At 59.0% G+C, this 22095-nt stretch carries 20 protein-coding genes; 3 read left to right on the top strand and 17 right to left on the bottom strand.

Features of this window, described 5'->3' with window-relative positions; translation table 11 throughout:
- Positions 1–198 precede the first annotated feature (198 nt).
- Both B5V00_RS00375 and B5V00_RS00370 read left to right on the top strand, forming a co-directional pair.
- On the top strand, positions 199–3426 hold the full coding sequence (locus tag B5V00_RS00375) for a c-type cytochrome (protein WP_085008358.1): 3228 nt from the start codon (positions 199–201) through the stop codon (positions 3424–3426).
- Positions 3427–3568: 142 nt separating this feature from the next.
- Positions 3569–4042 (top strand): tRNA (cytidine(34)-2'-O)-methyltransferase, encoded by a 474-nt coding sequence (locus B5V00_RS00370; RefSeq protein ID WP_085008356.1) that lies wholly within the window; start codon positions 3569–3571, stop codon positions 4040–4042.
- Between the two features lie 91 nt (positions 4043–4133).
- Here the strand turns inward: B5V00_RS00370 and murJ are convergent, their stop codons facing one another.
- On the bottom strand, positions 4134–5708 hold the full coding sequence (murJ, locus tag B5V00_RS00365; RefSeq protein ID WP_085008354.1) for a murein biosynthesis integral membrane protein MurJ: 1575 nt from the start codon (positions 5706–5708) through the stop codon (positions 4134–4136).
- A gap of 246 nt (positions 5709–5954) precedes the next feature.
- Between murJ and rpsT the strand changes: the two genes are divergently transcribed.
- Positions 5955–6224, top strand: coding sequence for a 30S ribosomal protein S20 (gene rpsT / locus B5V00_RS00360; protein WP_085008352.1), 270 nt, complete (start codon positions 5955–5957; stop codon positions 6222–6224).
- Positions 6225–6308: 84 nt separating this feature from the next.
- On the opposite strand, the gene holA is transcribed toward rpsT, so the two are convergent.
- From holA to B5V00_RS00280, 16 genes are all read right to left on the bottom strand, one after another.
- A complete protein-coding gene (holA, locus tag B5V00_RS00355) occupies positions 6309–7298 on the bottom strand; it encodes a DNA polymerase III subunit delta (protein WP_085008350.1) in 990 nt (329 codons plus the stop codon).
- 11 nt (positions 7299–7309) lie between these two features.
- Positions 7310–7837 carry an LPS assembly lipoprotein LptE gene (lptE, locus tag B5V00_RS00350; protein WP_085008347.1) on the bottom strand — a complete coding sequence of 176 codons (528 nt, stop codon included), beginning with the start codon at positions 7835–7837 and terminating at the stop codon, positions 7310–7312.
- Positions 7834–10395 (bottom strand): leucine--tRNA ligase, encoded by a 2562-nt coding sequence (gene leuS / locus B5V00_RS00345; RefSeq protein ID WP_085008345.1) that lies wholly within the window; start codon positions 10393–10395, stop codon positions 7834–7836. The genes lptE and leuS overlap by 4 nt, the downstream gene beginning before the upstream one ends.
- A gap of 191 nt (positions 10396–10586) precedes the next feature.
- Positions 10587–10805 (bottom strand): translation initiation factor IF-1, encoded by a 219-nt coding sequence (gene infA, locus B5V00_RS00340; protein WP_085008343.1) that lies wholly within the window; start codon positions 10803–10805, stop codon positions 10587–10589.
- Positions 10806–10906: 101 nt separating this feature from the next.
- Positions 10907–11287: a response regulator gene (locus tag B5V00_RS00335; RefSeq protein ID WP_085008944.1), complete on the bottom strand. Its 381-nt coding sequence runs from the start codon at positions 11285–11287 to the stop codon at positions 10907–10909.
- Positions 11288–11304: 17 nt separating this feature from the next.
- Positions 11305–12132, bottom strand: coding sequence for a GAF domain-containing protein (locus B5V00_RS00330; RefSeq protein ID WP_085008341.1), 828 nt, complete (start codon positions 12130–12132; stop codon positions 11305–11307).
- A gap of 108 nt (positions 12133–12240) precedes the next feature.
- The gene (gene cheB / locus B5V00_RS00325) at positions 12241–13299 is read right to left on the bottom strand and encodes a chemotaxis-specific protein-glutamate methyltransferase CheB (RefSeq protein ID WP_085008338.1); all 1059 of its coding nucleotides are present in this window, start codon (positions 13297–13299) and stop codon (positions 12241–12243) included.
- Positions 13296–14171, bottom strand: coding sequence for a CheR family methyltransferase (locus B5V00_RS00320; RefSeq protein WP_085008336.1), 876 nt, complete (start codon positions 14169–14171; stop codon positions 13296–13298). The genes cheB and B5V00_RS00320 overlap by 4 nt, the downstream gene beginning before the upstream one ends.
- A 6-nt stretch (positions 14172–14177) precedes the next feature.
- A complete protein-coding gene (locus B5V00_RS00315; protein WP_085008334.1) occupies positions 14178–16190 on the bottom strand; it encodes a HEAT repeat domain-containing protein in 2013 nt (670 codons plus the stop codon).
- Between the two features lie 15 nt (positions 16191–16205).
- Entirely contained in the window at positions 16206–17057 is an 852-nt protein-coding gene (locus tag B5V00_RS00310; protein ID WP_085008942.1) for a response regulator, read from the bottom strand.
- Between the two features lie 35 nt (positions 17058–17092).
- Complete coding sequence (locus B5V00_RS00305; RefSeq protein WP_085008333.1) at positions 17093–17623, bottom strand: chemotaxis protein CheW; 531 nt, start codon at positions 17621–17623, stop codon at positions 17093–17095.
- Positions 17620–17988 carry a response regulator transcription factor gene (locus B5V00_RS00300; RefSeq protein ID WP_085008330.1) on the bottom strand — a complete coding sequence of 123 codons (369 nt, stop codon included), beginning with the start codon at positions 17986–17988 and terminating at the stop codon, positions 17620–17622. Before B5V00_RS00300 ends, B5V00_RS00305 begins: the two co-directional genes overlap by 4 nt.
- A complete protein-coding gene (locus B5V00_RS00295; protein WP_085008328.1) occupies positions 17970–18749 on the bottom strand; it encodes a chemotaxis protein CheW in 780 nt (259 codons plus the stop codon). The genes B5V00_RS00300 and B5V00_RS00295 overlap by 19 nt, the downstream gene beginning before the upstream one ends.
- 39 nt (positions 18750–18788) lie before the next feature.
- Positions 18789–19595 carry an ExeA family protein gene (locus B5V00_RS00290; protein ID WP_085008326.1) on the bottom strand — a complete coding sequence of 269 codons (807 nt, stop codon included), beginning with the start codon at positions 19593–19595 and terminating at the stop codon, positions 18789–18791.
- Complete coding sequence (locus B5V00_RS00285; RefSeq protein ID WP_245803878.1) at positions 19588–21663, bottom strand: chemotaxis protein CheA; 2076 nt, start codon at positions 21661–21663, stop codon at positions 19588–19590. Before B5V00_RS00285 ends, B5V00_RS00290 begins: the two co-directional genes overlap by 8 nt.
- A 1-nt stretch (position 21664) precedes the next feature.
- Entirely contained in the window at positions 21665–22042 is a 378-nt protein-coding gene (locus tag B5V00_RS00280; protein WP_139800600.1) for a response regulator, read from the bottom strand.
- Positions 22043–22095: the final 53 nt, after the last annotated feature.

Raw genomic sequence — 22095 nt, 5'->3', positions numbered from 1 at the left:
CGACACTTTGCCTGTCAATGCGCACAGTCAGCCAAAGTTGATCTGAAAGCAATCGTCTGCGTTTGCCCGCACGAAACACGCGGCAGCCCATTTTCAGGCCGGATCCTTGCTCATGAAACGGGGAGCTTTAGCCTGAACTTCATCCGGACAGACTTTGATCTGTCCGCCGGCAAGTATCCTGAAAGGAGCTTTTTGATCATGTCAAGACGATTGGCAACACTCATTCTGGCCGCATTGGCCACCCTCATCCTCGCCGCCTGCGGCAGTGATGGCGGATCATCTGCCACCGGCAGCACGCCGGTAACCGGCGGCGTCACCAGCGGTATCGCCGTCGATCCGTACATCGTCGGCGCCGTCTTCGAAGAAATTTCGGCTGACGGCAGGATTCTCCAACCGGCATCCACGCCCTCCGACGACCAGGGGCAGTTCACCTTCCCCAGGGCGCTGACTCCGGGCTCAACGGTGCGGCTGAAAATCAGTCAACGCGGCACCCACGTCAGTGCCCCCTTCGAAGGAATGCTGAAACGCAAGGTTCTGCCTGAAGATGTCGGACAGATTGTTGTCAGCCCGATGACCACCCTGGTCGCCAACGGCATGAATGAAACCGAGGTCGCCAAACTGCTGACCGATGCCGGCTTCCAGGTTGATAAAAACCAGATCTACAGCAACCCGATGCTGGGTCTGGACAACGTCAAAGGCCAGGTTCCCGACAGCAGGCTGGAAAAGCTGCGCGCCAACATGGCTCTCAACGCCTTCATGGTCGCGACCGGGAATTTTGACATGGGGCCGGCTGAAGCCAATTCGGCCGCCAATTTTGAAGTCCTCCAGGACATGGGTCAGGCGGTAAAAGGGATGCTGAACAGCGGTGAGTTCACCAGTCTCGCCGCTCAACTGGCGACGGACCCGACCCTCACCGAACCCCTCCATTTGAACGACCTGGTCCATTCCACTGTTGACCAGGTCCAGAACCTGGTGCAGAAAACCCGCTCCCACATGCAGGGCAACGGCGGGCATTTCGACCGCGCTCAGTTCGCCTCCGACCTGAACCTGATGAAGGGTCAACTGCAGCAGGTCGTTCGCAATTACGTGCAGAAAAGGCAGGATGCCAACAGCAATATGCCGCCCGTTGACGGCCGGACCGTGTTCACCGACAACTGTTCCATGTGCCATAACATCGGCAACGGCGGCACCATGGATTTGACCGGCAAGGGAACCAAAGCCCAGGCCAAGATCAGCGGTGGACACAACAACCGCCATCTGACCGCCGATGAACTGACCGCACTGACCGGTTATCTCGACAACCCCGGCGGCGCCACGCCCCCGGGTAACGGCAGCGGCAATAATGGCGGAAACATGCCTGCCGACGGAACAACCCTCTATGCGAACAATTGCGCCGGATGTCACGGCGGCCTCGACACCAGCAGCAAAGCCGGACGCGGCGCGGCGGCCATCCAGGCGGCCATCGACAACAACACCGGCGGCATGAATTTTCTCAGCAGTCTCACCGCGACCGAGGTGCAGTCCATCGCTGACGCGCTGGCCGGCAACAGCAACGGCAGCGGCAATGGCGGCGGCAATAATGGTGGGTCCATGCCTGCCGACGGTACGACACTCTATGGTGCCAATTGCGCCGGGTGTCACGGCGACCTTGCCAACACCGTCAAACCGGGCCGTACCTCAACCCAGATCCAGGCCGCCATCGACAGCAATACCGGCGGCATGGGCTATCTCAGCAACCTGACGATGCAGGAAGTGCAGGCAATCGCCGATGCTCTGCCGGCAGCCCCCCCGGTTGACCCGACCCTGCCGCCCGACGGCATCGCCCTTTACAACAACGAATGCGCCGGCTGTCACGGCAACCTGGCCAATACCAGCAAACCGGGCCGCACCGCGGCTGACATCCAGGGAGCCATCGACACCAACCGCGGCGGCATGGGCTATCTCGGCAACCTGACCACCGCGGAGATTCAGGCGATTGCCGACGCCCTGCCGGCTCCTCCGGCACCGACCCCGGGACCGGTTGACGGCGCCGCCCTCTACGGCAGCAACTGCGCCGGATGTCACGGCAACCTCGCCAACACCGGCAAACCGGGCCGTACCGCCACCGACATCCAGAATGCCATCGACGGCAACACCGGCGGCATGGGTTTCCTCGCCACCCTCTCCGCCACCGAGGTCCAGGCCATTGCCGACGCCCTACCGACTCCTCCGACTCCGACCCCGGGACCGGTTGACGGCGCCGCCCTCTACGGCAGCAACTGCGCCGGATGTCACGGCAACCTGGCCGGCACCAGCAAACCGGGCCGTACCGCCACCGACATCCAGAATGCCATCGACGGCAACACCGGCGGCATGGGTTTCCTCGCCACTCTCTCCACCACCGAGGTCCAGGCGATTGCCGACGCCCTGCCGGCTCCTCCGGCTCCGACCCCGGGACCGGTTGACGGCGCCGCCCTCTACGGCAGCAACTGCGCCGGGTGTCACGGCAGCCTCGCAAGCACCAGCAAACCGGGCCGCACCGCCACCGACATCCAGAACGCCATCGACGGCAACACCGGCGGCATGGGATTCCTCGCAACCCTCTCCGCCACCGAGGTCCAGGCGATCGCCGACGCCCTGCCCGCTTCCCCGGCTCCGACCCCGGGACCGGTTGACGGTGCCGCCCTCTACAGCAGCAACTGCGCCGGATGTCACGGCAGCCTCGCCAGCACCAGCAAGCCGGGCCGCACCGCCACCGACATCCAGAATGCCATCGACGGTAACACCGGCGGCATGGGCTTCCTCGCAACCCTCTCCGCCACCGAGGTCCAGGCGATTGCCGACGCCCTGCCGGCCGGCAACGCCGGTGGCGGCGGGTCCGACTACAGTGACTGCACGGCCTGCCACGGGCAACCGCCGAACGGGAGCACGGCACCCAATACCGCCGGTGCCCATGCCGCCCACAAGGCCCTGCCGGGCGTCGGCACCGATTGCTCGGTCTGTCACACCGGTCGCGACCATAACGGCCAGGTAGATCTCGGTTTCCCGGCCGCGTATGATTCGAAAAACGCCACGGCGACCGACAATCAGAACGGTCAGTGCAGCAACATCAGCTGTCACGGCGGCAAGACCACGCCCGACTGGTGGTCCGGCTCGATTGCGGTCAACAGCCAGTGTACCAGCTGCCACGCGTCCGGGACCGGCGAATACAACAGCTACAATTCCGGAAAACATTCCAAACATATCCGGGAAGGCTTCGCCTGCACCGTCTGCCACAACACCGCCAAAATGGACAACCACTTCGGCGACCTGACCACTCCGGCCTTTGAAACCAGTCCGGCCGCCACCATCGGCGGGGGATCAACCAGGGTCGGCAGCTATGCAAACGGCAAATGTTCGAGCATCCAATGTCATGGTTCCGAAAGCTGGAACGGTGACGACGACTGATCCCTGCGTAATCCAGGGGGACCCGAACGGGTCCCCCTTTTTCTTCACCCAGGATCGGTGAGTCCCTTGTCGACAGAGAGTACAAGTCATTGATTCAGGTCCATCTCCCGGCCTGTTCGACTTTGTGCTATAGTCCCCCACCATGAAACAGCCACCTCTCCACATCGTCCTGATCGAGCCGGAGATCCCGCCGAACACCGGCAACATCGCCCGCCTCTGCGCCGCGACCGGCATCCACCTGCATCTGGTCGGCAGGCTCGGTTTTTCCCTCGACGACCGTTACCTGAAACGAGCCGGACTGGATTACTGGCCTGCCGTACAGCTGCGGCGATGGGATGACTTCCCGACACTGCAGGCCGCTTATCCACGAGCCCGTTTCTGGTACACTTCGAAGAAGGCCGGAAACAGCTACACAAGTGTCGACTATCAAAAAGGGGATTTTCTGGTGTTCGGCAAGGAGACCAAAGGTCTTCCGGAAGACATCCTGGCTGAAGCCGGAGGGCGGGCGATCCGCATCCCGATCTTCACCGAAAGCGTCCGCAGCCTGAATCTCTCAACGGCTGCCGGAATCGTCGCCTACGAGGCGTTGCGGCAGTTGGGGATGACCGCTGGTTAAATCCGGCTGAAAACGTTTTCCGAGAAGCCCGACCGCCGCTGCAGCCTCCCGGCTGTCAACCTGCGGCGACATCCCGGCAACAGGGCGGGCTTCACCCCTTCCCCCTGAACAACTTCCTGCGGATGATCTCCCCGACCCGGTCGGCCCCCTCCACTCTGAACAGCAGACAACCACCGCCATAGAGCAGCAGACCGGCCGTCACCGCCAGCGTGAGGACAACCCCCTTGTGGAGCAGGTTGCCCGGCTGCAGCCAGTCAACGCTGCCGAGAATGCTCCAGACGGCCAGTCCCATCACCATGACCGGGACAATCAGTTTCATCAGTGCCGGCAACATCGGCCGGAGGTTCAGTTCAGGCAACCGCCGCAGCAGCACGCCCCCCAGCAGCAGGGCATTGAACAGCGAGGCGACGGACAGAGCCAGCGCCAGCCCGACATGGCGCATGGGCCCCATCAGCAGCAATCCGAGCCCGACGTTGATCAGCAGGGTCCAGAAGGAAATCAGCACCGGGGTCCGGGTGTCCTTGAGCGCGTAAAAGGTCGGAGCCAGCACCCGGCTGAAACCGACGCAGAGCAATCCCGGCGCGTAGGCCGCCAGGGCCAGGGCCGATTGATGAACGGCGTTGCTGCCGAACTGACCGCGCATGAAAAAAAGGCTGTAGACCGGTTCGGCGCAGAGAATCAGGCCGACGGTTGCCGGCAGGATACCGACCAGCATCAGCATCAGGGCAAAACGGACCGACTCGGCCAGAGCCGGCCGATCATTTTCCGCCGCCTGACGGCTCAATGTCGGCAGCACCGCCTGGGCCAGTGAAACGATAAAAATCCCCTGCGGGAACTCGAACAAACGCTGTCCGTAATAAAGATAACTGACGCTCCCCTCCGGGAGAAACGAGGCCAGAAGTCGGGTGATAATGACGTTGACCTGATAGATGGCGACACCGAACAGGCCCGGGATCATCAACCGGGTGATTTTCCTGACCGCCGGATCGAAAAAATGAAAATCGGGTTTCGGCAGTTGGCGATGCCGGCGCAGAACGGGAATCTGCATCAACAACTGCAGCAGGCCACCGAGAATAACCCCGAACGCCAGTGACAGAATCGGCGGATCACACCAGCCGGAAAACAGCAGCCCGCTGGTAATCATCGAAAGATTGAGTACCAGCGGTGAAACCGCCGGCAGGAAAAAATGACCGCGGACGTTGAGAATGCCGGTTGCCAGCGCCAACAGGCTGACAAAGAAAATGTAGGGAAACATCAACCGGTTGAGCATATCGGTCAGGGCCAATTTGCCCGGTGTGGCGGCAAACCCGTGACCGATGGCACCGACCAGCCAGGGAGAGGCGAAAATCCCTGCCGCGACCACCACCGCCATGACCAGGGTCAGCAGGGTCCAGCAGATATTGGCCACCCGGCGGGCCTCGTCCTCCCCCTGCAGGTGATAGATCTCGCTGTAAGTGGGGACAAAGGCAGCGGTCAGAGACCCTTCGGCAAAGAACCGGCGCAGCAGGTTGGGGATGGTGAAAGCCATGAAAAAGGCGTCGGTGGCGAAACCGGCACCGAAGAGACCGGCCACAACCACATCACGAACCAGTCCGCCGATACGGCTGAGCCCGGTGGCCGCGCCGAGGATACCGGTGGATCGGGTGATTTGTTGGCGATCAGTCATGGCGCAAGGATTAACACAGGGATTTTGCGCTGGCAACGACTTCCTCCGGCGCGATATCGCCGGACAGGACAAGAGGACCATCAGTCGCTGGGATTATTTTTTATTAATCCTCGACATTCGCAATTCAACTACTTGTTTTTGTGGTATTTTCTATTTAACATTTGACAGTTTTTATCTTGACGAAGGGGGGTGCCGGTGATATAAAACGGCCACTGAAGAAAACAATGCTTGTCACAGGAGGCCCAATTGGCTAATCACAAGTCCGCGCTGAAGCGCAACCGCCAGAATCAGATCCGCAATGCCCGTAACACCCATATCCGTTCCACCATGCGAACCCTTGTCAAGCAGGTCCGGACCGCCGTCGCGGCGGGCGACCCGGAAGCGGCACAGGCCAGCCTGGCCAAAGCCGTTCCCTATATCGACAAGGCGGCCACCAAGGGCGTCATCCATAAGGCGACTGCCAGCCGCAAGATCTCCCGCCTGACCCGGTTGGTCAACGCCATGTCGGCGTCCTGAAGCGCAATCAGTTGACCAGAATTGAAAAGGCCCCGTCTTCGGGGCCTTTTTTTGTCCTCCTGAATCGGCCTGCTGCTGCCGGGCTCAGGTGGCCAGTTTCATCACCAGCGCTTCCAGAATCGCCCGGGGATTACTGCCGCTCGATTTGAGTTTCAGATCGGCCTCCAGAAAAAGTTCAAACCAGGCCTCAAATTGAGCCGTCCGGAATTGTCGCGCCTGACGAATCAATCCATCGACAAAATAGGGGTTCACCCTGATTGCGGCAGCAATGTCCTTGCGCCCCCCGCCCTGCGCCAGCAATTCACTGGTCTTCCACAACTGGCGGAAGTGGCGCACCATCATGCTGAGGACCAGCACCGGAGCCATGCCATCCGCCAGCAACCGGCCGAGCAGCCGCAGAGCTTCGCTGGTCTGTTTTTTGCCCAGGGCATTGGTCAGGTCGAAGACACTGTCGGCCCGGATATCGGAAACCACCGCGCGAACATCATCGACATCGACCAGGTTGCGGTCTCCGAGATAACTGCAGAGTTTTTCCAACTCCCCATGAATTTCCTGCAGGTTGGTTCCGACCCGGCGGCAGAAAAAAGCCATCGCGTCTTCGGTCATGCGTTTACCGGCAGCCAGAACCTGCTGTTCAACAAAGGCGGGAATCTGGTTCGGGTAAAGGGGCTTGAACTCGATCAGGACGCCCTTCTTGCCGAAAACCTGAAAGAACTTGCGGCGACGATCAATCTTGTCCGCGACCAGCACCAGAATTGTTTCCGAGAGCGGCGCGACGAGATAATCAAGGAGTTTTTCACTTTCGGCGGCCGGCACCGCCGAAAAATCCTTGACCAGTACCAGACGGCGGGGGGAAAAGACAGGCAGGGTCTGCAACTGCTCAAGCATGGCCTGTCCGGAGGCTTCCTTCCCCTGGAAAACCGCCAGGTTGAAATCCCTCGCGTCTTCGGGAACAACCCGGTCGATGATCATCTGCAGCACCTGGTCACGGCGAAAGGTTTCCTCACCGAACAGGCAGATCAACGGCGGGCAGGATCCTTTTTCCAGTGCCTGGCGCAATTCAGCGGTTTTCATCGCGGACAACCTTAAAAGTTTTCCAGCAGGTGCGACAGGATCTCGTCCGACAATCGATCACTGATCTGAACCTCAGCCGCCAGCTCGCGGTCATCCTGAATCGCCTTGTCGGCATCAGCCAGATACTCTTCCGACCAGGAGAGGGTCCCTTTCCAGAGCGTCTTCCCGCTGTCGAGGCGACTCAGAACCACGGTAACTGTCATAATGGAACGATATTCTGTAACTTTATCGTTACGATCGTAGGAAATCGGTTCGGTCTCGTATACGGTGATCTCCCCTGAAAGCACGGCCTCCGCCCCGCTACGATGGGCGGCGACCTCAACCTCTCTCTTGCGGGCAAAACGGCGGGTTACGGCGTTGGTCAGACGATTTTCAAGAAACGGCTCGGTGGTCCGGTTGACAAACATCTCGATATAAACCGAATGGACCCCGCCCGGCAGGCTGTTGCCCTGGCCGCGAAACCGGTATCCGCATCCGGCGGCCAGCAGACAGAGCAGCAACGCCCCCAGCAACAATGCTCTGACCGGAACGAACTTCAATTCGCCACCACGTTGACCAGCCGTCCCGGGACAACGATCACCTTGCGCACCGTCTTTCCTTCCAGAAAACGGGCCACGTTATCTTCCTTAAGGGCCGCCTGTTCCACGCTTGCCTGGTCGGCGTCGGCGGCCACCAGCACCTTGCCGCGCACCTTGCCATTGACCTGAACGACAATCTGCTTCTGCTCCTCGACCAGCGCCGCTTCATCCCATGCCGGCCAACCGAGGGAATTGAGTTCCTCGTCATGGCCGAGGCAGCACCAGAGCTCGGCAGCGATATGCGGAACGAAGGGGTTGAGCAGGCGGACCACCGTTTCCAGGGCTTCCTTCATCACACCCGGGGCCTGCTGCGCTTGCTTGAACGCGTAGATGGCGTTGACCAGTTCCATAATCGCGGCGATGGCGGTATTGAAGTGGAAGCGGCCATCGACATCCTCGGTCACCTTCTTGATGGTGCGGTGGGTCTGTCGACGAAGGTCACGCGGCGCTCCGGGCAGATCCTCGGGCTCTCCGGCCTGCCGCAGCAGTTCGACATGATCAAAGACCGCCCGCCAGACCCGGTTGAGGAACCGGTAGCAGCCCTCAACCCCCTGCTCATTCCACTCCAGGTCTTTTTCCGGGGGAGCGGCGAAAAGTGAAAACAGTCGCGCGGTATCGGCTCCGTAGCGGGCAATCAAATGGTCGGGGTCAACGACATTCATCTTCGACTTGCTCATCTTCTCGGTGCGTCCAACCACCGCCGGCTGACCACACTGACTGCACTTGCCGTCTGCGACCTGCTCGGGGTAGAGCCAGCCGTGCTCGGGGCAGGAGCGGGTCTCCATGCAGACCATTCCCTGGGTCAGCAGGTTGGTGAACGGCTCATTGAAACCACCCTCGACAAATTTCAGGTCACGGAGAATTTTGGTGAAGAAACGGGCATAGAGCAGGTGCATGACGGCATGCTCGACCCCGCCGATATACTGATCAACCGGCAGCCAGTACTTGACCTGCTCCTTATCGAGAGGAGCTTCCTGCTCCCGCGGGGAAGCGTAACGGGCAAAATACCAGGAGGATTCGACAAACGTATCGAAGGTGTCGGTCTCCCGCCGGGCGGTCTTGCCGCATTGCGGGCAGGGCACGGCCGTGAAGGATTCGGTCCGGGCGAGAGGGCTGCCCCCTTCCCCGGTCAATTCCACATCCTGCGGCAGGACAACCGGCAGATCCTTTTCCGGAACCGGTACCGTACCGCAATCGTCACAGTAGATGATCGGAATCGGGGTACCCCAGTAGCGCTGGCGGGAGACACCCCAGTCGCGCAGCCGGAAATTCACCGTCGCCTTGCCGATCCCTTCGGCGGTCAGATAATCGGCGATTTGTTCCTTGGCCGCCTCGTTGTCCAGACCGTCAAATCGGTCTGAATTGACCAGCCGACCGGATCCGGTCCAGGCTGCTTCCATCTGTTCCGGAACGAGCGCATCACCCTCCGGCTGGATCACGACCACCAGCGGCAGATCGTACTTGCGGGCGAACTCGAAATCACGCTGGTCATGAGTCGGCACCGCCATCACCGCTCCGGTGCCGTAGTCCATCAAAACGAAATTGGCCAGGAAAACCGGCATCCGGCGGCCGCTGACTGGATTGACACAGTAACTGCCGGTAAAGACACCCTCTTTTTCGTAATCGTCGGCGGTACGCTTGTTTTTATCCTGTTTACGCACCTTGGCGATAAAGGCGGCAACCTCCTGTTCATGCTCGGCTGTCACCAGCTCTGCCGCCATCGGGTGTTCGGGCGCAAGACTCATGAAGGTGGCGCCATAGAGAGTGTCCTGGCGGGTGGTAAAGACACGAATCGATTTTTCACTGCCCTCAAGGGGGAAATTGATTTCACAACCGACACTGCGACCGATCCAGTTGCGCTGCATGGTCAGAACCGAATCGGGCCAGCCCTTGAGGTTGTCGATTTCGTCCAGCAGTTCCTGGGCGTAATCGGTGATCTTGAAGAACCACTGTTCCAGTTCTTTTCCCTCGACCTCCGAGTCGCAACGCCAGCAGCAATCATCCTCGACCTGTTCATTGGCCAGCACGGTCCGGCAGGTGGGACACCAGTTGACGGTCGAACTTTTCTTGTAGGCCAGCCCACGCTCCAGCATGCGCAGGAAAATCAGCTGTTCCCAGCGATAATACTCCTCATCGCAGGTTGCGAACTCCCGGCTCCAGTCATACGACAGCCCCATTTTCCTGAGCTGGGAACGCATGTTGTCGATATTTTCCCAGGTCCACCTGGCCGGATGGGTGCCATGCTGAATGGCGGCATTTTCCGCCGGCATGCCGAAGGCATCCCAGCCCATCGGGTGCAGCACGTTGAAACCCTGCAGGGCCTTGAAACGAGCGACCACGTCACCGATGGAATAGTTGCGGACATGCCCCATATGAATCCGGCCTGAAGGATAGGGAAACATTTCAAGCAGGTAGTACTTCGGTCGGGACGGATCCATCTCCGCCTTGAAGGCTCCGGTTTTCTCCCAATGGGCCTGCCACTTCTGTTCGATGGCGCCGGCATCATAGCGCTCTTGCATACGTCCTCCTGAATAGATCCTGACTTATCACCCGTGTTGACCAGGACACGTCCGCAGCCCTGGATTTTCCAGCCGCCGCGGTCGCCGTAAAAAGGAAAACCGGCACAAGCCGGCTTTTCCGTTTCAGCCGGGCGATTCCACCACCCGGCATGATGACCATAACGAACCCGGAGCCCGGTACAGGCCACGGATTATTTTTCCCGGTAGGTTATCCGTCCACGGGTGAGGTCGTAGGGGGAAAGTTCAACCGTGACCCGGTCCCCGGGGAGAATGCGGATATAATATTTGCGCATTTTTCCGGAAATATGGGCCAGAACGACATGACCGTTTTCGAGCTTGACCCGAAACATGGCATTGGGAAGCGGTTCAACAACTTCCCCTTCAACTTCGATGGCTTCTTCTTTGGCCAATTGTTCCTCCTTGCAAACCGGCGGTGCTGTTGCCCGCCGGGGATTTCGGCTATTTAACTCGACAGTCGGGCCGGTTGTCAAGCCCAACGGCGCAATCCCGGCTAAACCGTAAGCGGCAGCAGACGCCGGGCGGCGTCCATGATCTTGGTCGTCTGGATCGGCTTGGTGATATATTCGTTGGCACCCAGAGCCAGGGCCCGTTCACGATCCTCGTTGGCCCCCTCGGTGGTGATGATGACAATCGGCACATCCTTGTAGCCGGGATCGTTCCTCACCAGTGAGACCAGCTTCAGGCCATCCATGATCGGCATGTTGATGTCAGTGAAAATCAGGTCAAAACGTTCGGCGGAAAGTTTTTTCAGACCGTCAACGCCGTCATTGGCTTCACTGATCTGCAACCCGCGAATCCTCTTCAGGGCGAAGACGATCAACTGGCGCATGGTTGGAGAATCTTCCACTATCAGGACTTTAAAGGCTGACATTTTTCCCTCCCAGGCCATTACTTGGTCATCAGATCGATAAAGCCCTGAATCGTCGTCAACTTTCGTTCCGATTCGGAATAGAGCTTGGACGAAAAGATGGCCGTGGCGGCGTGACCGGCAAGCAGGGTGAACAATTCGTAATCAACTTCGGCAAACCTGCTTTTCTGCTCCAGAAGCGAGTAAATAACAATGACACCGATAACGTGCTCCTTGATTTTCAACGGGATGCAGACCATCGGATTGGTCAGGTCTTTCTGGTAATGCTCCAGGTCATCGACAAAATAATTTTCTCCGGTTTTGGCCATCTGTCCGATGACCCCTTCACCGAGTTCAATAACCGGCAGTTCATCCCGCTCAATCCCCTCGGAACCGACCGCGCGCAGCGAGTTGGTCTTCTCATCAAGCAGCATGACACCGAATTGTTCAGCGCCGATCAGATTGATGACAATTTCGAGGATGATCTGCAGAACTTCGTTGAAATCGAGGGTCGAATGCAGCTGGTAGGAAGCGATATAGAGATTGGCCAGCATGTTGTTCTCGTTTTCGATATCGACATAACGATTGGCGAAATCGAGATTTTCCTCCTCAACCTCCCTGATACGATCGAGGATCTGGGCCTTTTCTTCTTCAAGCGCGGCGATTTTCTCCTGCAGTTTGCGCACCGTCGCGTCGTCACTGGGAGCTCCCGGCTCCTGACGCTCTTTTTCTTCGAGCTTGAGAATCTGGAATCTCAGTCGTTCGTTTTCCTTGAGCAGATCCTGGGTGAATTCGGCACCCTTCTTAAAGATCTGCAGAAATTCTTCAGCGCGGTTGGTCCCCCCGTGATGATCTTCAATGCCAGCCATATACCTGCTCCTCAAAGCAAATGAAAATGAGTAAATCTTTGGTATTCTAGCAATCCAGCGACAAAATATCCACTGTTATACATGAACCCACATGATTCAGGTCGGAGATCAATAACCGCAGCGTATCAGAATTTCGCGACTGAGCTCAGCAAGCGGAACGACCCGATCAACCATCCCCGTGGCAATCGCCTCCTTGGGCATGCCGAAAACAACGCTCGACTCCTCCGCCTCGGCCAGGACCTGTCCGCCCCGTTGCTTGACCAGCCTGACCCCGCGCGCGCCGTCATTGCCCATGCCGGTCAGAACCACGGCCAGCAGTTGATCGCCGAAAATTTCACTGGAGGATTGAAACATGGCATCCACAGAAGGGGTGTAACGCTGGTCAGGCGAAGGCTCGCCAACCTGGGCAATCACGTCACCACCACGCCGGCGAAAGGTCAGGTTCCTGCCGCCGGGGGCGACAAGAACCCGCCCCGGCTTCATCAGGTCGCCGTTTTCCGCCTCCTTGATTTCAAGTGAGCCGATTTTGTTCAAACGGTCAGCAAAGGCCCTGGTAAAACCGGGCGGCATGTGCTGGGAGACGGCGAACCCTATCTCGACCCGTGACCGGATCGCGGTAAAAAGGGTCTGCAGAGCCGGCGGCCCCCCGGTCGAGGCACCGATCACCACCTGGGTAAGTCCGCTCGGAAAAACCCTGGGAGATGTCCTGGCCGGCAGTCCGGCATCTTTATGGCGCGCCTTGCTGCGTTGCAGAACCTTGCGCATATCGGTCCCGGCCACCTCGCGTACCTTGCGCAACAGGTCATCACGGATATTGAACAGCTCAGGAGAAATCTGCGCGCTCGGCTTGGAAACAAACTCCACCGCGCCGAAATCGAGTGCCTTGAAAACATCCTCGTCGCCGGAGCGTGAAGAAATAACGATGACCGGCGTGGGACGATTCTGCATCAGGATGCGCAGAAAGGAAAATCCGTCCATGCGCGGCATTTCCAGGTCAAGAGTGATCAGGTCGGGCTTGAGGTCGAAGACCTTGCGCAGACCTTCTTCACCATTGCAGGCATACCCCAGCACCTGGATACCGGGAATCTCTTCCAACATCCGGATGATGGTGCGCCGGTTATAGGCTGAGTCATCGACCACCAGAACCCGGACAACCCGCTCACTCATAGGCCGGCCCCTGAAAGGCTGGCAAGAGGTTTCTGGTAGACCATGTCATGCCGCAGATGACGCAATTCAAAGGCGGTTGAAATATTCATCAGTGATTCAGAATGGCCAAGCAGCAGAAAACCCTGAGGCTGCAGGCGGCGGTGAAAGGTTTCAATAACTCTTCTTTTTGCGGCCAGGTCAAAATAAATGATGACATTGCGGCAGAAAATAACATCCATTTTACCCAGCAGGCTGACCCTGGGGGCATCAAACAGGTTGAGATGACTGATGGTGACCAGTTTTTTCACCCGGTCATCGATCAACCATTTGCCGTCCTGCGAACGAAAATATTTCCTCCGGTAGGACTCTTCAGTGCTGCGGAATGAATTTTCCCCGTAGAGTCCGCGCCGGGCGACCTTCAGCACCTGCTGGCTGATGTCGGTGCCGATGATGTCGATCTGCCAGTCACGCAACTCGGGTTTTTCAAGCAGCAGCATGGCAATCGTGTAGGGTTCTTCCCCGGTCGAACAGCCGGCGCTCCAGATACGCAGGCGACGGTTGCCCTCCTGCTCTTTACGACGGCATATTTCCGGAATGATCTCCTCGGTGAAACTTTTCAGTTGGAAATCTTCACGGAAAAAATAGGTTTCATTGGTGGTCAGCAGGTTGATCAGTTCGGTCAGTTCCTGGTCCTTGCTGCTGTTGTAGCGCAACAGGTAATAATAATCCTTGAATGATTTCAGCCGATGATGCTGAAGACGTCGGGCCAGCCGTTTTTCCAGGATATATTTCGATTCTTCGGAGAAGTGCAGTCCGCAATACTGGTAGACATAGTCCCGCAACAGCCTGAATTCTTCCTGGCTCATCGGGATATCTGGAGTAAAGACGAACATCCGGGACTATCCTTGCGCGGCGCGCAGCGCGTCGATCAATTCACTGAATTGTTGCCGGACCAGATCTTCTTCTTCGACCAGGAGTCGTTTTTCCATCAGTCGGAGAGCTGTTTCGGGAGCCAGCTCGGCCAGGGTCCGGGAAGCCGTCAGGCGCACTTCCCAATTGCCATGATTGAGCAGGGCTTCCCCCCGTTCAGCTACCCAGTCAGAACGGCCGGAACAGGCCAATTGCTTGAGGGCGGCGTTGACCACCTCCTCATCGGGGTGTTCAAGGATGGCGAGCAGTCGTGAACAGGCCGCGTCGGGGTCAAGTTCCCCGAGGGTTTCCAGGGCCGCGATGACCACCAGCCCGACCTTGTCGGACAACGCCCGATCCAGCAGAACAACAGCTATTTCCGGGGACTGACGGGCAAGGGAGCGAACCGCCGCGGCCCGAACCCACATGTCCTCATCTTGCATGGCCAGCTGCAGGGCCTCTACAACCTCTTCACCTTCACCGGCACCGATCACCTCGACAGCCAGGCGGCGCACTTCGCTCTCTTCGTCCGTCAGGGCAATCAGCAGTGCCTGCCGCTGCCGTTCACCCGTACGACCATCACAGGCCCTGACGGCGGCCGCGCGAACAGCGGCAGCGACATCCTTGAGCGCCATGCCGATAAGGGCATCAACGCGATCGTCAGCAAGGGCGCCGAGGACGCTTACGGCCTGAGCGCGAACCGCTTCGGCCTCAGCTTCCAACAGATGACCGATGGCCGCCAGCACCTGCTCCGGGAAGCGCGCGGCCAGCTGCGACAGGGACTGGACCAGCGTATCGGCCACCTGCTGATCACACTTCGACAGGCACTCCGCCAAAGCCCGCGGGCTCCGCTCACCACCAACCAGTCCCAGGGCATGGGCGGCGGCCTGCTGCAGATCGGCAGACGGATCCTGCAGAGCGGCAAGCAGCAGGTCCTCACAGTCACGACAGCGGGCCTCGCCGAGGATATAGGCGAGGCAGGCACGTGTCTGAGCGTCAGCCCCGGGCCACAACCCGGTCAGGGAACAGGCCGATTCGCTGCCGATGGAGATCAGAGCCGCGGCCGCTTCCCGTGAAAGGTCCTCGTCACGCAACAGGGGCAGCAACCGTTCAGCGGTTTCGGCATGACCGATCCAGCCGAGCAGATGGACCGCGCCGCGTCGGACATCGACACGACGACTGGCCAGCAGCTCGCCGAGCGAATCGATAAAACCGGTCTCCCGTTGCCGGGTCATGACCCGCTGCACCATTTCGGGGTGACGCAGGGCGATACGCTGTATGGCCAGACAGGCCGCTTCGCGCACATTGCGCATACTGTCAGTCAGTCCCTCGATCAGAACCGGCAGCGCGTCACCGTTGCCGACATGACCGAGGCAGTCAAACAGCGCCTGACGAAGAAGTTTTTCTTCATGGTAGGGCAGCAGTTCCTCAACGGAAACTTCCCCCCCGATCTGCGCCAGGGCTTCCAGGATGGTAAAACGCAACATCAGGTCGGCATCGGCCATGGCTTCCAGCAGTGCCGGAACAGCCTCGGGGAGCTGCATGCGGCCGAGGTTTTCCGCGGCGGCGGCCCGAACGTTGGAGTCACTGTCGGCGAGAGCCGCAAGCATTCCCGGCATGGCCTCTTCAGCCCTCACGGCACCAAAAATATCGAGAATGAATTTGCGCACGTCATGATCGGGACAGGACAACTCTTCAAGCAGTCGGGGGACGGCGCAGTGACCAAGGCGGACGAGAATATCGACCGCGGTATTGCGCAACCCGGCATTATCCTGAGAGTGCAGCAGTTCGATGATATCTCCGGCGAGCTCGCCGGCGCGGGGAAGCGCGAGAAAAAGTTCGGTCGCCTCCTTGCGAACCCTCCAGCTTTCATCACCAAGCGCCCGGTAGAGTTGCGGCAGGAATCGTTCAATGCCATAACGCCCGAGCCCCTTGAGACCCTGCAGGCGCTCCTCCTCGCCGGTGGCCGAACACATTTCCATCAGCTGTTGTTCATCAGCCATGAAATCCCCCTGCCCTCATTGCTGTTCACCAATCCTTCGGCTGGCGATCAATTCTTCAAACGCCTCCCGCAACAGCCGGTGGCCGATCCCGTTCCGGTCACCGAAACGTTCGATAAAGAGCCGTTCCCCTTCCCTGATTTCCGTGGCCATCAGGTCGAAAAAACGACCGCTGCGGATTCCCTCCTCCACCTTGTCCTGATGATAGAGAGCGATATCGGAAGCAACAATCCTGGCCAGCCGCCGGGCCTGTCCGAGATCGAACCCCCGTGTCTGTCTGACCTCTTCATTTTCGGCCTGCTGCAGTCGTTCATTGACCGCGTCCCAGGCCTGCTGCTGAGTCTCCGACTCCGGCCCACCGGGCGGTTCCGGCCGCCGTCCGGATGAAAGATGCAGTACTTTTCGGACCAGGTCATCAGGGATATGGTGTTTTTCGATGTAGTCGTCGGCGCCGTAGAGTGACGTCGGACGCCGTTTGTAGGCCGCCTTATTGTAGACCGATGAGAGCAGGATCACCTTGACCCGGTCCAGACCGGGCAGGGCCCGAACCTTGTCGACGATCTCGAAGGCATAAAGTCCGGGCAAGGCGACATCAACCAGGGCAACATCGGGGGGCCGCAGGGCCATCGCGGCCAGAGCATCATTGCCGGAATGGCATGTCTCGCTGGAAATTCCAACCTCGGAGAGAAGATCCGTGACGGTGGCGCACAGAGACGGGTCACTATGCGCCACCAGAACGTGGGGAGCGGCGGCGACCTCAACGGCAAAGACTTCCCTGCAGCGTGAACAGCGCAGGCGGATTCGTTTCCCGGCATGGCGTTCCGCGGCAAACCGGAAACGCGCCGAACAGGCGGGACAATCAACAATCATCGAACAGCATCAAGCTCCCTGGTTGCCGGCAGATCTCAGTTTTTCTCTGCCGTAACAGCGGACTGCAGGTCCGCAAGGTCGATCTTTTCTTCTGACGAAAGAACCCGGTCCAGATCCAGAATCATCACCAGGTCTTCGTCCCTCCGGCAGACCCCGAGAAAGAACTCGGCATCCCGCCCCTTGATAAAATGGGGAGCCGGCTGGATGTCCTGGCGAACATAACGCCGGACCTCGGCGACCTCGTCAACCTTCAGTCCGATCACCCGCCCGCCGAGGGCGCAGATGATGATCCGCGTTTGACGGTCATCGGGGGGGATGTCCAGGTCAAATCTCCGCCGCAGATCAACAACCGGAATCACCGCGCCACGCAGGTTGATCACCCCTTCAACAAAGGTTGGCGACTTGGGAATCGGAGTAATCCTGAGCGGCCGGATAATCTCCCGGATCCGCATGATGTCGAGTCCGTAGTGCAGCACCCCGACCCGAAAGCAGGCGAGCTGCAGTTCCCGGCGCACCTCGGCAGCCTCTTCAAGGCTATCCTTGCGGATCGTCGGTAACGGATTCATCGGGCCAGGAATCGCTGGATGGTTTCAATGACCATGGCCGACTTGAACGGCTTGGTGATATACCAGTCGGCGCCGACCTCTTCTCCCCGGGACATGTCCTCGCGGCTTTTCTTGGCCGTCAGCATGATGACCGGAATGCCGCGGGTCGCTTCCTGCTCCTTGATGCGGCGACAGACCTCGAAACCATCCAGTTCGGGCAGCATGATGTCGAGCAGGACCAGGTCCGGCGGTTCCTCCGCAATCGCCTCCAGAGCCTCGGTGCCATTGGCCACACCCCGCACCTCGAATCCCTTGGATGTCAGCAGGATGCTCTCCAGCTTAAGCAGGCTTTCCTCATCCTCAACAATCAGTATTTTCTTTCCCACGCCCCGCTCCTTTCTTCGGTTCCGTGCATTTCCATATCCAGGACCTGCGGCAGATCAAGCAAAATCACCATCTGGCCCCTGATACGGCCGACCCCCTCCACCAATTCCCGATTCAGCCCGGTGAGAATGGCGGGCGGTGGTTCAATCTCGTCTGCACCGAGCTGAATCACCTGTGTAATATTGTCAACCAGCAGGCCGACAATGCGATCTTTTTCTTCACAGACCAGGATCCGGGCCCGATCGTCAGCAACAACAACACCCAGGTTCAGCCGACGCCGCAGATCCACAACCGGCACGATGATACCCCGCAACGAGATGATTCCCAGCAGGAAATCCGGCACCCTGGGAATTTCCGTTACCTCTCGCGGCTTGATGATCTCGTTGACGAACTCGATATTGACCGCGTATCGTTCGTTGCCGAGAGAAAATGCCAGCCACCGCTGCAGATCAAGCCGCGTTTCGTTGTCCCCCCCCTGGAATGCCTGCAGGTAACTCTCTTCGGTCGCCAGCGCGAGATCCTGCTGGGCCGTGAAAAGTTGTTCCAGGGCATCCTCCCCGGGCCGTGTCTCCAGCGCGTGTTCGAGGTCGTCGGCCGCAGCCGCGGAAGAAGAAGGGGTCGGCTCCGTAACGGCCTCGGCGGCATCGACCGGCGGTTCCGGGATCGATTCTTCAACCTTCGTCGCGGTCAACGGTTCCGGTCGCGGATCTTTGCGCCCCTGCTTTTTGCGTCCGGCTTTCCTGCGAATTTCCACCAGGTCCATAGAAACAGTCTTTCAACCCTGCCCGCGTGGCACGGACAGCTAAATGGCCATTGCCAACTCGTCCATCACGGCATTCATCACGTCGCCGTCGATTTGCGGGGCTTCACGACCGAACCCCTCCAGTAAGGCCAGGGCGGCGACATGGTTGATGCGTCGCGGCACGCCTCCCGAAAATTCTTGCACAACCCGTACCGCCTCTTCACTGAAGAGTTGCGGATCACCACCGGCAACCTGAAGCCGGTGCTGCAGATAGGCGCGCGTTTCCTCCAGACAGAGCGGCTGCAGATTGTACTGCATGCCGATGCGCTGGCGCAGCGGTTCATAGGCGCGATGCAGCAGGCGCTTGCGCAATTCCGGCTGCCCCATCAACACGACGCAGATCAGGTTCTGGTCATCCAGCTGGAAATTGGTCAGCAGCCTGATTTCATCAAAGGTTTCCTTATGCGGCACCAGCTGCGCTTCATCAATCACCAGGACCGGACATTGCCCGGCTTCATGGCTGCGATAGAGTTCAGCACCGATCTGATCGAGCAGATCGGACTTGCTGCGGGACGGCTTCTTCACCCCCAGCCGAAGAGCCAGGGTTTTGAGAAACTCCATCGGCGTCAACCGCGGATTGATAAACAGGATCACCTTGCGGTTTTCCTCCAGTTCATCAATCAGGGCCCGGGAGAGGGTGGTCTTGCCGCAGCCGATTTCTCCGGTCAGCAGGACCAGGTCACTCTCTTCCACGGCGTACACCAGCCGCGCCAGGGCTTCCTTGTGTCCGCGGCTGAGGTAGAGGAAGCGCGGATCGGGGGTTTTGCTGAAAGGCCGTTCTGCAAGTCCGTAAAATTCCTTATACATGGGCACCAACCTCAGCGCGCAGAGCCTCACTCATCAGGCCGCCGACATCAAGCACCAGAATCGTCCGCTGGCTGCCGAGATCAGCGGCTCCGGCAATCCCCTTGACAAAAGAAAGCGTGCGCCCCAGGGACTTGATGACCACATCCTGCTGTCCGAGCAGCTCATCGACGACGATCCCCAACCGTTTTTCAGCCAGGCCGACCACGGCGACAAAGAGCTTCTCTTCATGGTGTTCGTTCAAAGGAAGATCAAAGGCTTCACTCAACCGCAGCAACGGCAGAGTGCTGTTGCGCAATTCTATCACTTCCCGGCGCTCAATGGTCTCGATCACCGCGGGATCAAGCATCAGAGTCTCGAGAACCGAGTTGATCGGGACCGCGTAGGTCTGACCGCTGGCCCGCACGATCAACGCCTTGATGATGGCCAGCGTGATCGGCAGGGTGATGGTCATGGTGGTCCCCTGCCCCGGCTCGCTGTCGATCTCGATCATGCCGGAGAGCGCGGCAATATTGTTTTTCACCACATCCATGCCGACGCCGCGTCCGGAAAGATCGCTGACTTCATCGCGGGTGGAGAACCCGGGCATGAAAAGCAGGTCATGAACTTCCTCGCGACTCAGCACCACCTCGCTCGAAATCAGTCCTTTTTCGATCGCCTTTTGTCTCACCCGCTGCGGATCAATCCCCCGGCCATCATCCTGAACTTCGATAACAACATGGTTCCCTTTCTGTGACGCATGGAGAGAGATCCTGGCCCTTTCTTCTTTTCCCGCGGACTTGCGCTCCTCGGGAGTCTCGATCCCGTGGTCGATGGCATTGCGGATGATGTGCATCAGGGGATCGGTCAGATCCTCGACAATCAACTTGTCAAGCTCCGTTTCGGCCCCGCGGATGTCAAGAGAAACACTCTTGCCGTGTTCATTGGCGACCCGGCGGACAATCCTGGTCATCTTGTCGAAGAGCTGCGAAATCGGCACCATCCGCACCTCCATAACCCCGGCCTGAAGTTCATCAAGGCGGCGTTCAAGACCGCGCGTCGCCTTGTGCAGATCGGCAGCCAGGTCATTGCTGACCTTGTCCTTGATCTCTTCGGCAATGCGCTGGATGGCCCCTTTGGAAAGAACCAGTTCGCCGACAATATTCATCAGGTTGTCGAGTTTTTCGATATCGACCCGGACCGTACGGCTGAAAGACCGCAGTGACGCGGCCTGTTCATCGGCGCCGGCAACGGGATCGGTCAACTCGCTTCCGGTCGCGACGTCCTCTACCTCCGCGTTGGTGACGGTCGGATTCGCTGTCGTCGGATGGGCGCCGGAAGACGGCGGCTTGCGATGGACCTCTTCAAACTTGACCGAATCGCGATCGATGGCCGCTGAGACCTCGGACAATTCCCGGTCGGTACCGACCAGCAGCTGAAAGCCGATGCGATCATCGGCATCTCCGGGACTCGGCAGGGTACTGATAAGCTCACCGGTTTTCTTGAGGGCGTCTGTCAACTCGGCGAGTTCCTGGTCAAAACTGGCCAGGCTGAAGTTGGCTTTGACCAGCAGCAGGCGGCGTCCCCGCGAAAGATTCTCACGCAGGCGATGTTCCTCGTATTCCGTCAGGACATTGAGCAGCGAGGAGTCGAGATCGATGCCGTCCAGCAGATCGGCGGCAGGATCAGGCTCTCCTTCAAGGAGGTTCTCGATAAGAGCCATGACCGGGCCGAGATCGAGCTGGAAGGCGTCATCGTCCGCCTTGCCGGAAACCAGCCGGGCGAGGGTTTCAACTCCCTGGAACAGGACCTCGAGCATCTGCCGGGAGAGTGACAACTTGCCGAGGCGCAGGCTGTCGAGCAGGTTTTCCATCTGGTGGGACAGCTGGGAGATGTCATCAAAGCCGAACATCCCGGAAAGCCCCTTGATGGAATGGGCCTCACGGAAAATGGCATTGACCGTATCCGGGTCAATCTCTCCGGACTCAACCTGCTCTCCCATGGAAACCAGTCCACGATTGAGATTTTCAATAATCTCTTCGGCCTCGGCGAGGAACTCGTGGATCGCCCGGGATGAGGAATGATCGCTCACCTCAGGCCTCCTGCGGGAGATACTGCCGGATCAGGGACTGCAATTCTTCCGGGGAGAAGGGTTTGACCAGGTAGGCATCCGCACCGAGAGCCATGCCTTTTTCACGGTCACGCTCACTGCTTTCGGTGCTGATAATAAACAGCGGAGTGTTCTGGTAATTGGGGTTGTTCTTGACAAAGCTGACCAGTTCGAGACCGTTGATATCCGGCATATTGATATCGGTGATGACCAGATCGACTTTTTCCCGAGGAAGAATCCGCAGGGCCTCAAAGCCGTTGGCCGCCTCAACGATTTCATAGTCACCGAGGGCGGCAATGGTCGAAACGATCAGCGAGCGCATGGTCGGCGAATCTTCGGCAATCAGGATTTTGGCAGCCACAGCATCCTCTCTCGATCAGCACCGGTTCGGAACAAGCAACGCCAACTTCATCG

Source organism: Geothermobacter hydrogeniphilus (assembly GCF_002093115.1).
GTDB classification, from domain to species: domain Bacteria; phylum Desulfobacterota; class Desulfuromonadia; order Desulfuromonadales; family Geothermobacteraceae; genus Geothermobacter_A; species Geothermobacter_A hydrogeniphilus.
Note: the sequence above shows the minus strand (reverse complement) of the source record. Positions and strands in the feature narration are given on the sequence as shown.

Excerpts from the sequence above, each read along its gene's own strand:
- B5V00_RS00375 (WP_085008358.1), top strand. The coding sequence starts at position 199 with ATGTCAAGACGATTGGCAACACTCATTCTGGCCGCATTGGCCACCCTC.
- B5V00_RS00370 (WP_085008356.1), top strand. The coding sequence starts at position 3,569 with ATGAAACAGCCACCTCTCCACATCGTCCTGATCGAGCCGGAGATCCCG.
- murJ (WP_085008354.1), bottom strand. The coding sequence starts at position 5,708 with ATGACTGATCGCCAACAAATCACCCGATCCACCGGTATCCTCGGCGCG.
- holA (WP_085008350.1), bottom strand. The coding sequence starts at position 7,298 with ATGAAAACCGCTGAATTGCGCCAGGCACTGGAAAAAGGATCCTGCCCG.
- leuS (WP_085008345.1), bottom strand. The coding sequence starts at position 10,395 with ATGCAAGAGCGCTATGATGCCGGCGCCATCGAACAGAAGTGGCAGGCC.
- B5V00_RS00335 (WP_085008944.1), bottom strand. The coding sequence starts at position 11,287 with ATGTCAGCCTTTAAAGTCCTGATAGTGGAAGATTCTCCAACCATGCGC.
- B5V00_RS00330 (WP_085008341.1), bottom strand. The coding sequence starts at position 12,132 with ATGGCTGGCATTGAAGATCATCACGGGGGGACCAACCGCGCTGAAGAA.
- cheB (WP_085008338.1), bottom strand. The coding sequence starts at position 13,299 with ATGAGTGAGCGGGTTGTCCGGGTTCTGGTGGTCGATGACTCAGCCTAT.
- B5V00_RS00320 (WP_085008336.1), bottom strand. The coding sequence starts at position 14,171 with ATGTTCGTCTTTACTCCAGATATCCCGATGAGCCAGGAAGAATTCAGG.
- B5V00_RS00315 (WP_085008334.1), bottom strand. The coding sequence starts at position 16,190 with ATGGCTGATGAACAACAGCTGATGGAAATGTGTTCGGCCACCGGCGAG.
- B5V00_RS00310 (WP_085008942.1), bottom strand. The coding sequence starts at position 17,057 with ATGATTGTTGATTGTCCCGCCTGTTCGGCGCGTTTCCGGTTTGCCGCG.
- B5V00_RS00305 (WP_085008333.1), bottom strand. The coding sequence starts at position 17,623 with ATGAATCCGTTACCGACGATCCGCAAGGATAGCCTTGAAGAGGCTGCC.
- B5V00_RS00295 (WP_085008328.1), bottom strand. The coding sequence starts at position 18,749 with ATGGACCTGGTGGAAATTCGCAGGAAAGCCGGACGCAAAAAGCAGGGG.
- B5V00_RS00290 (WP_085008326.1), bottom strand. The coding sequence starts at position 19,595 with ATGTATAAGGAATTTTACGGACTTGCAGAACGGCCTTTCAGCAAAACC.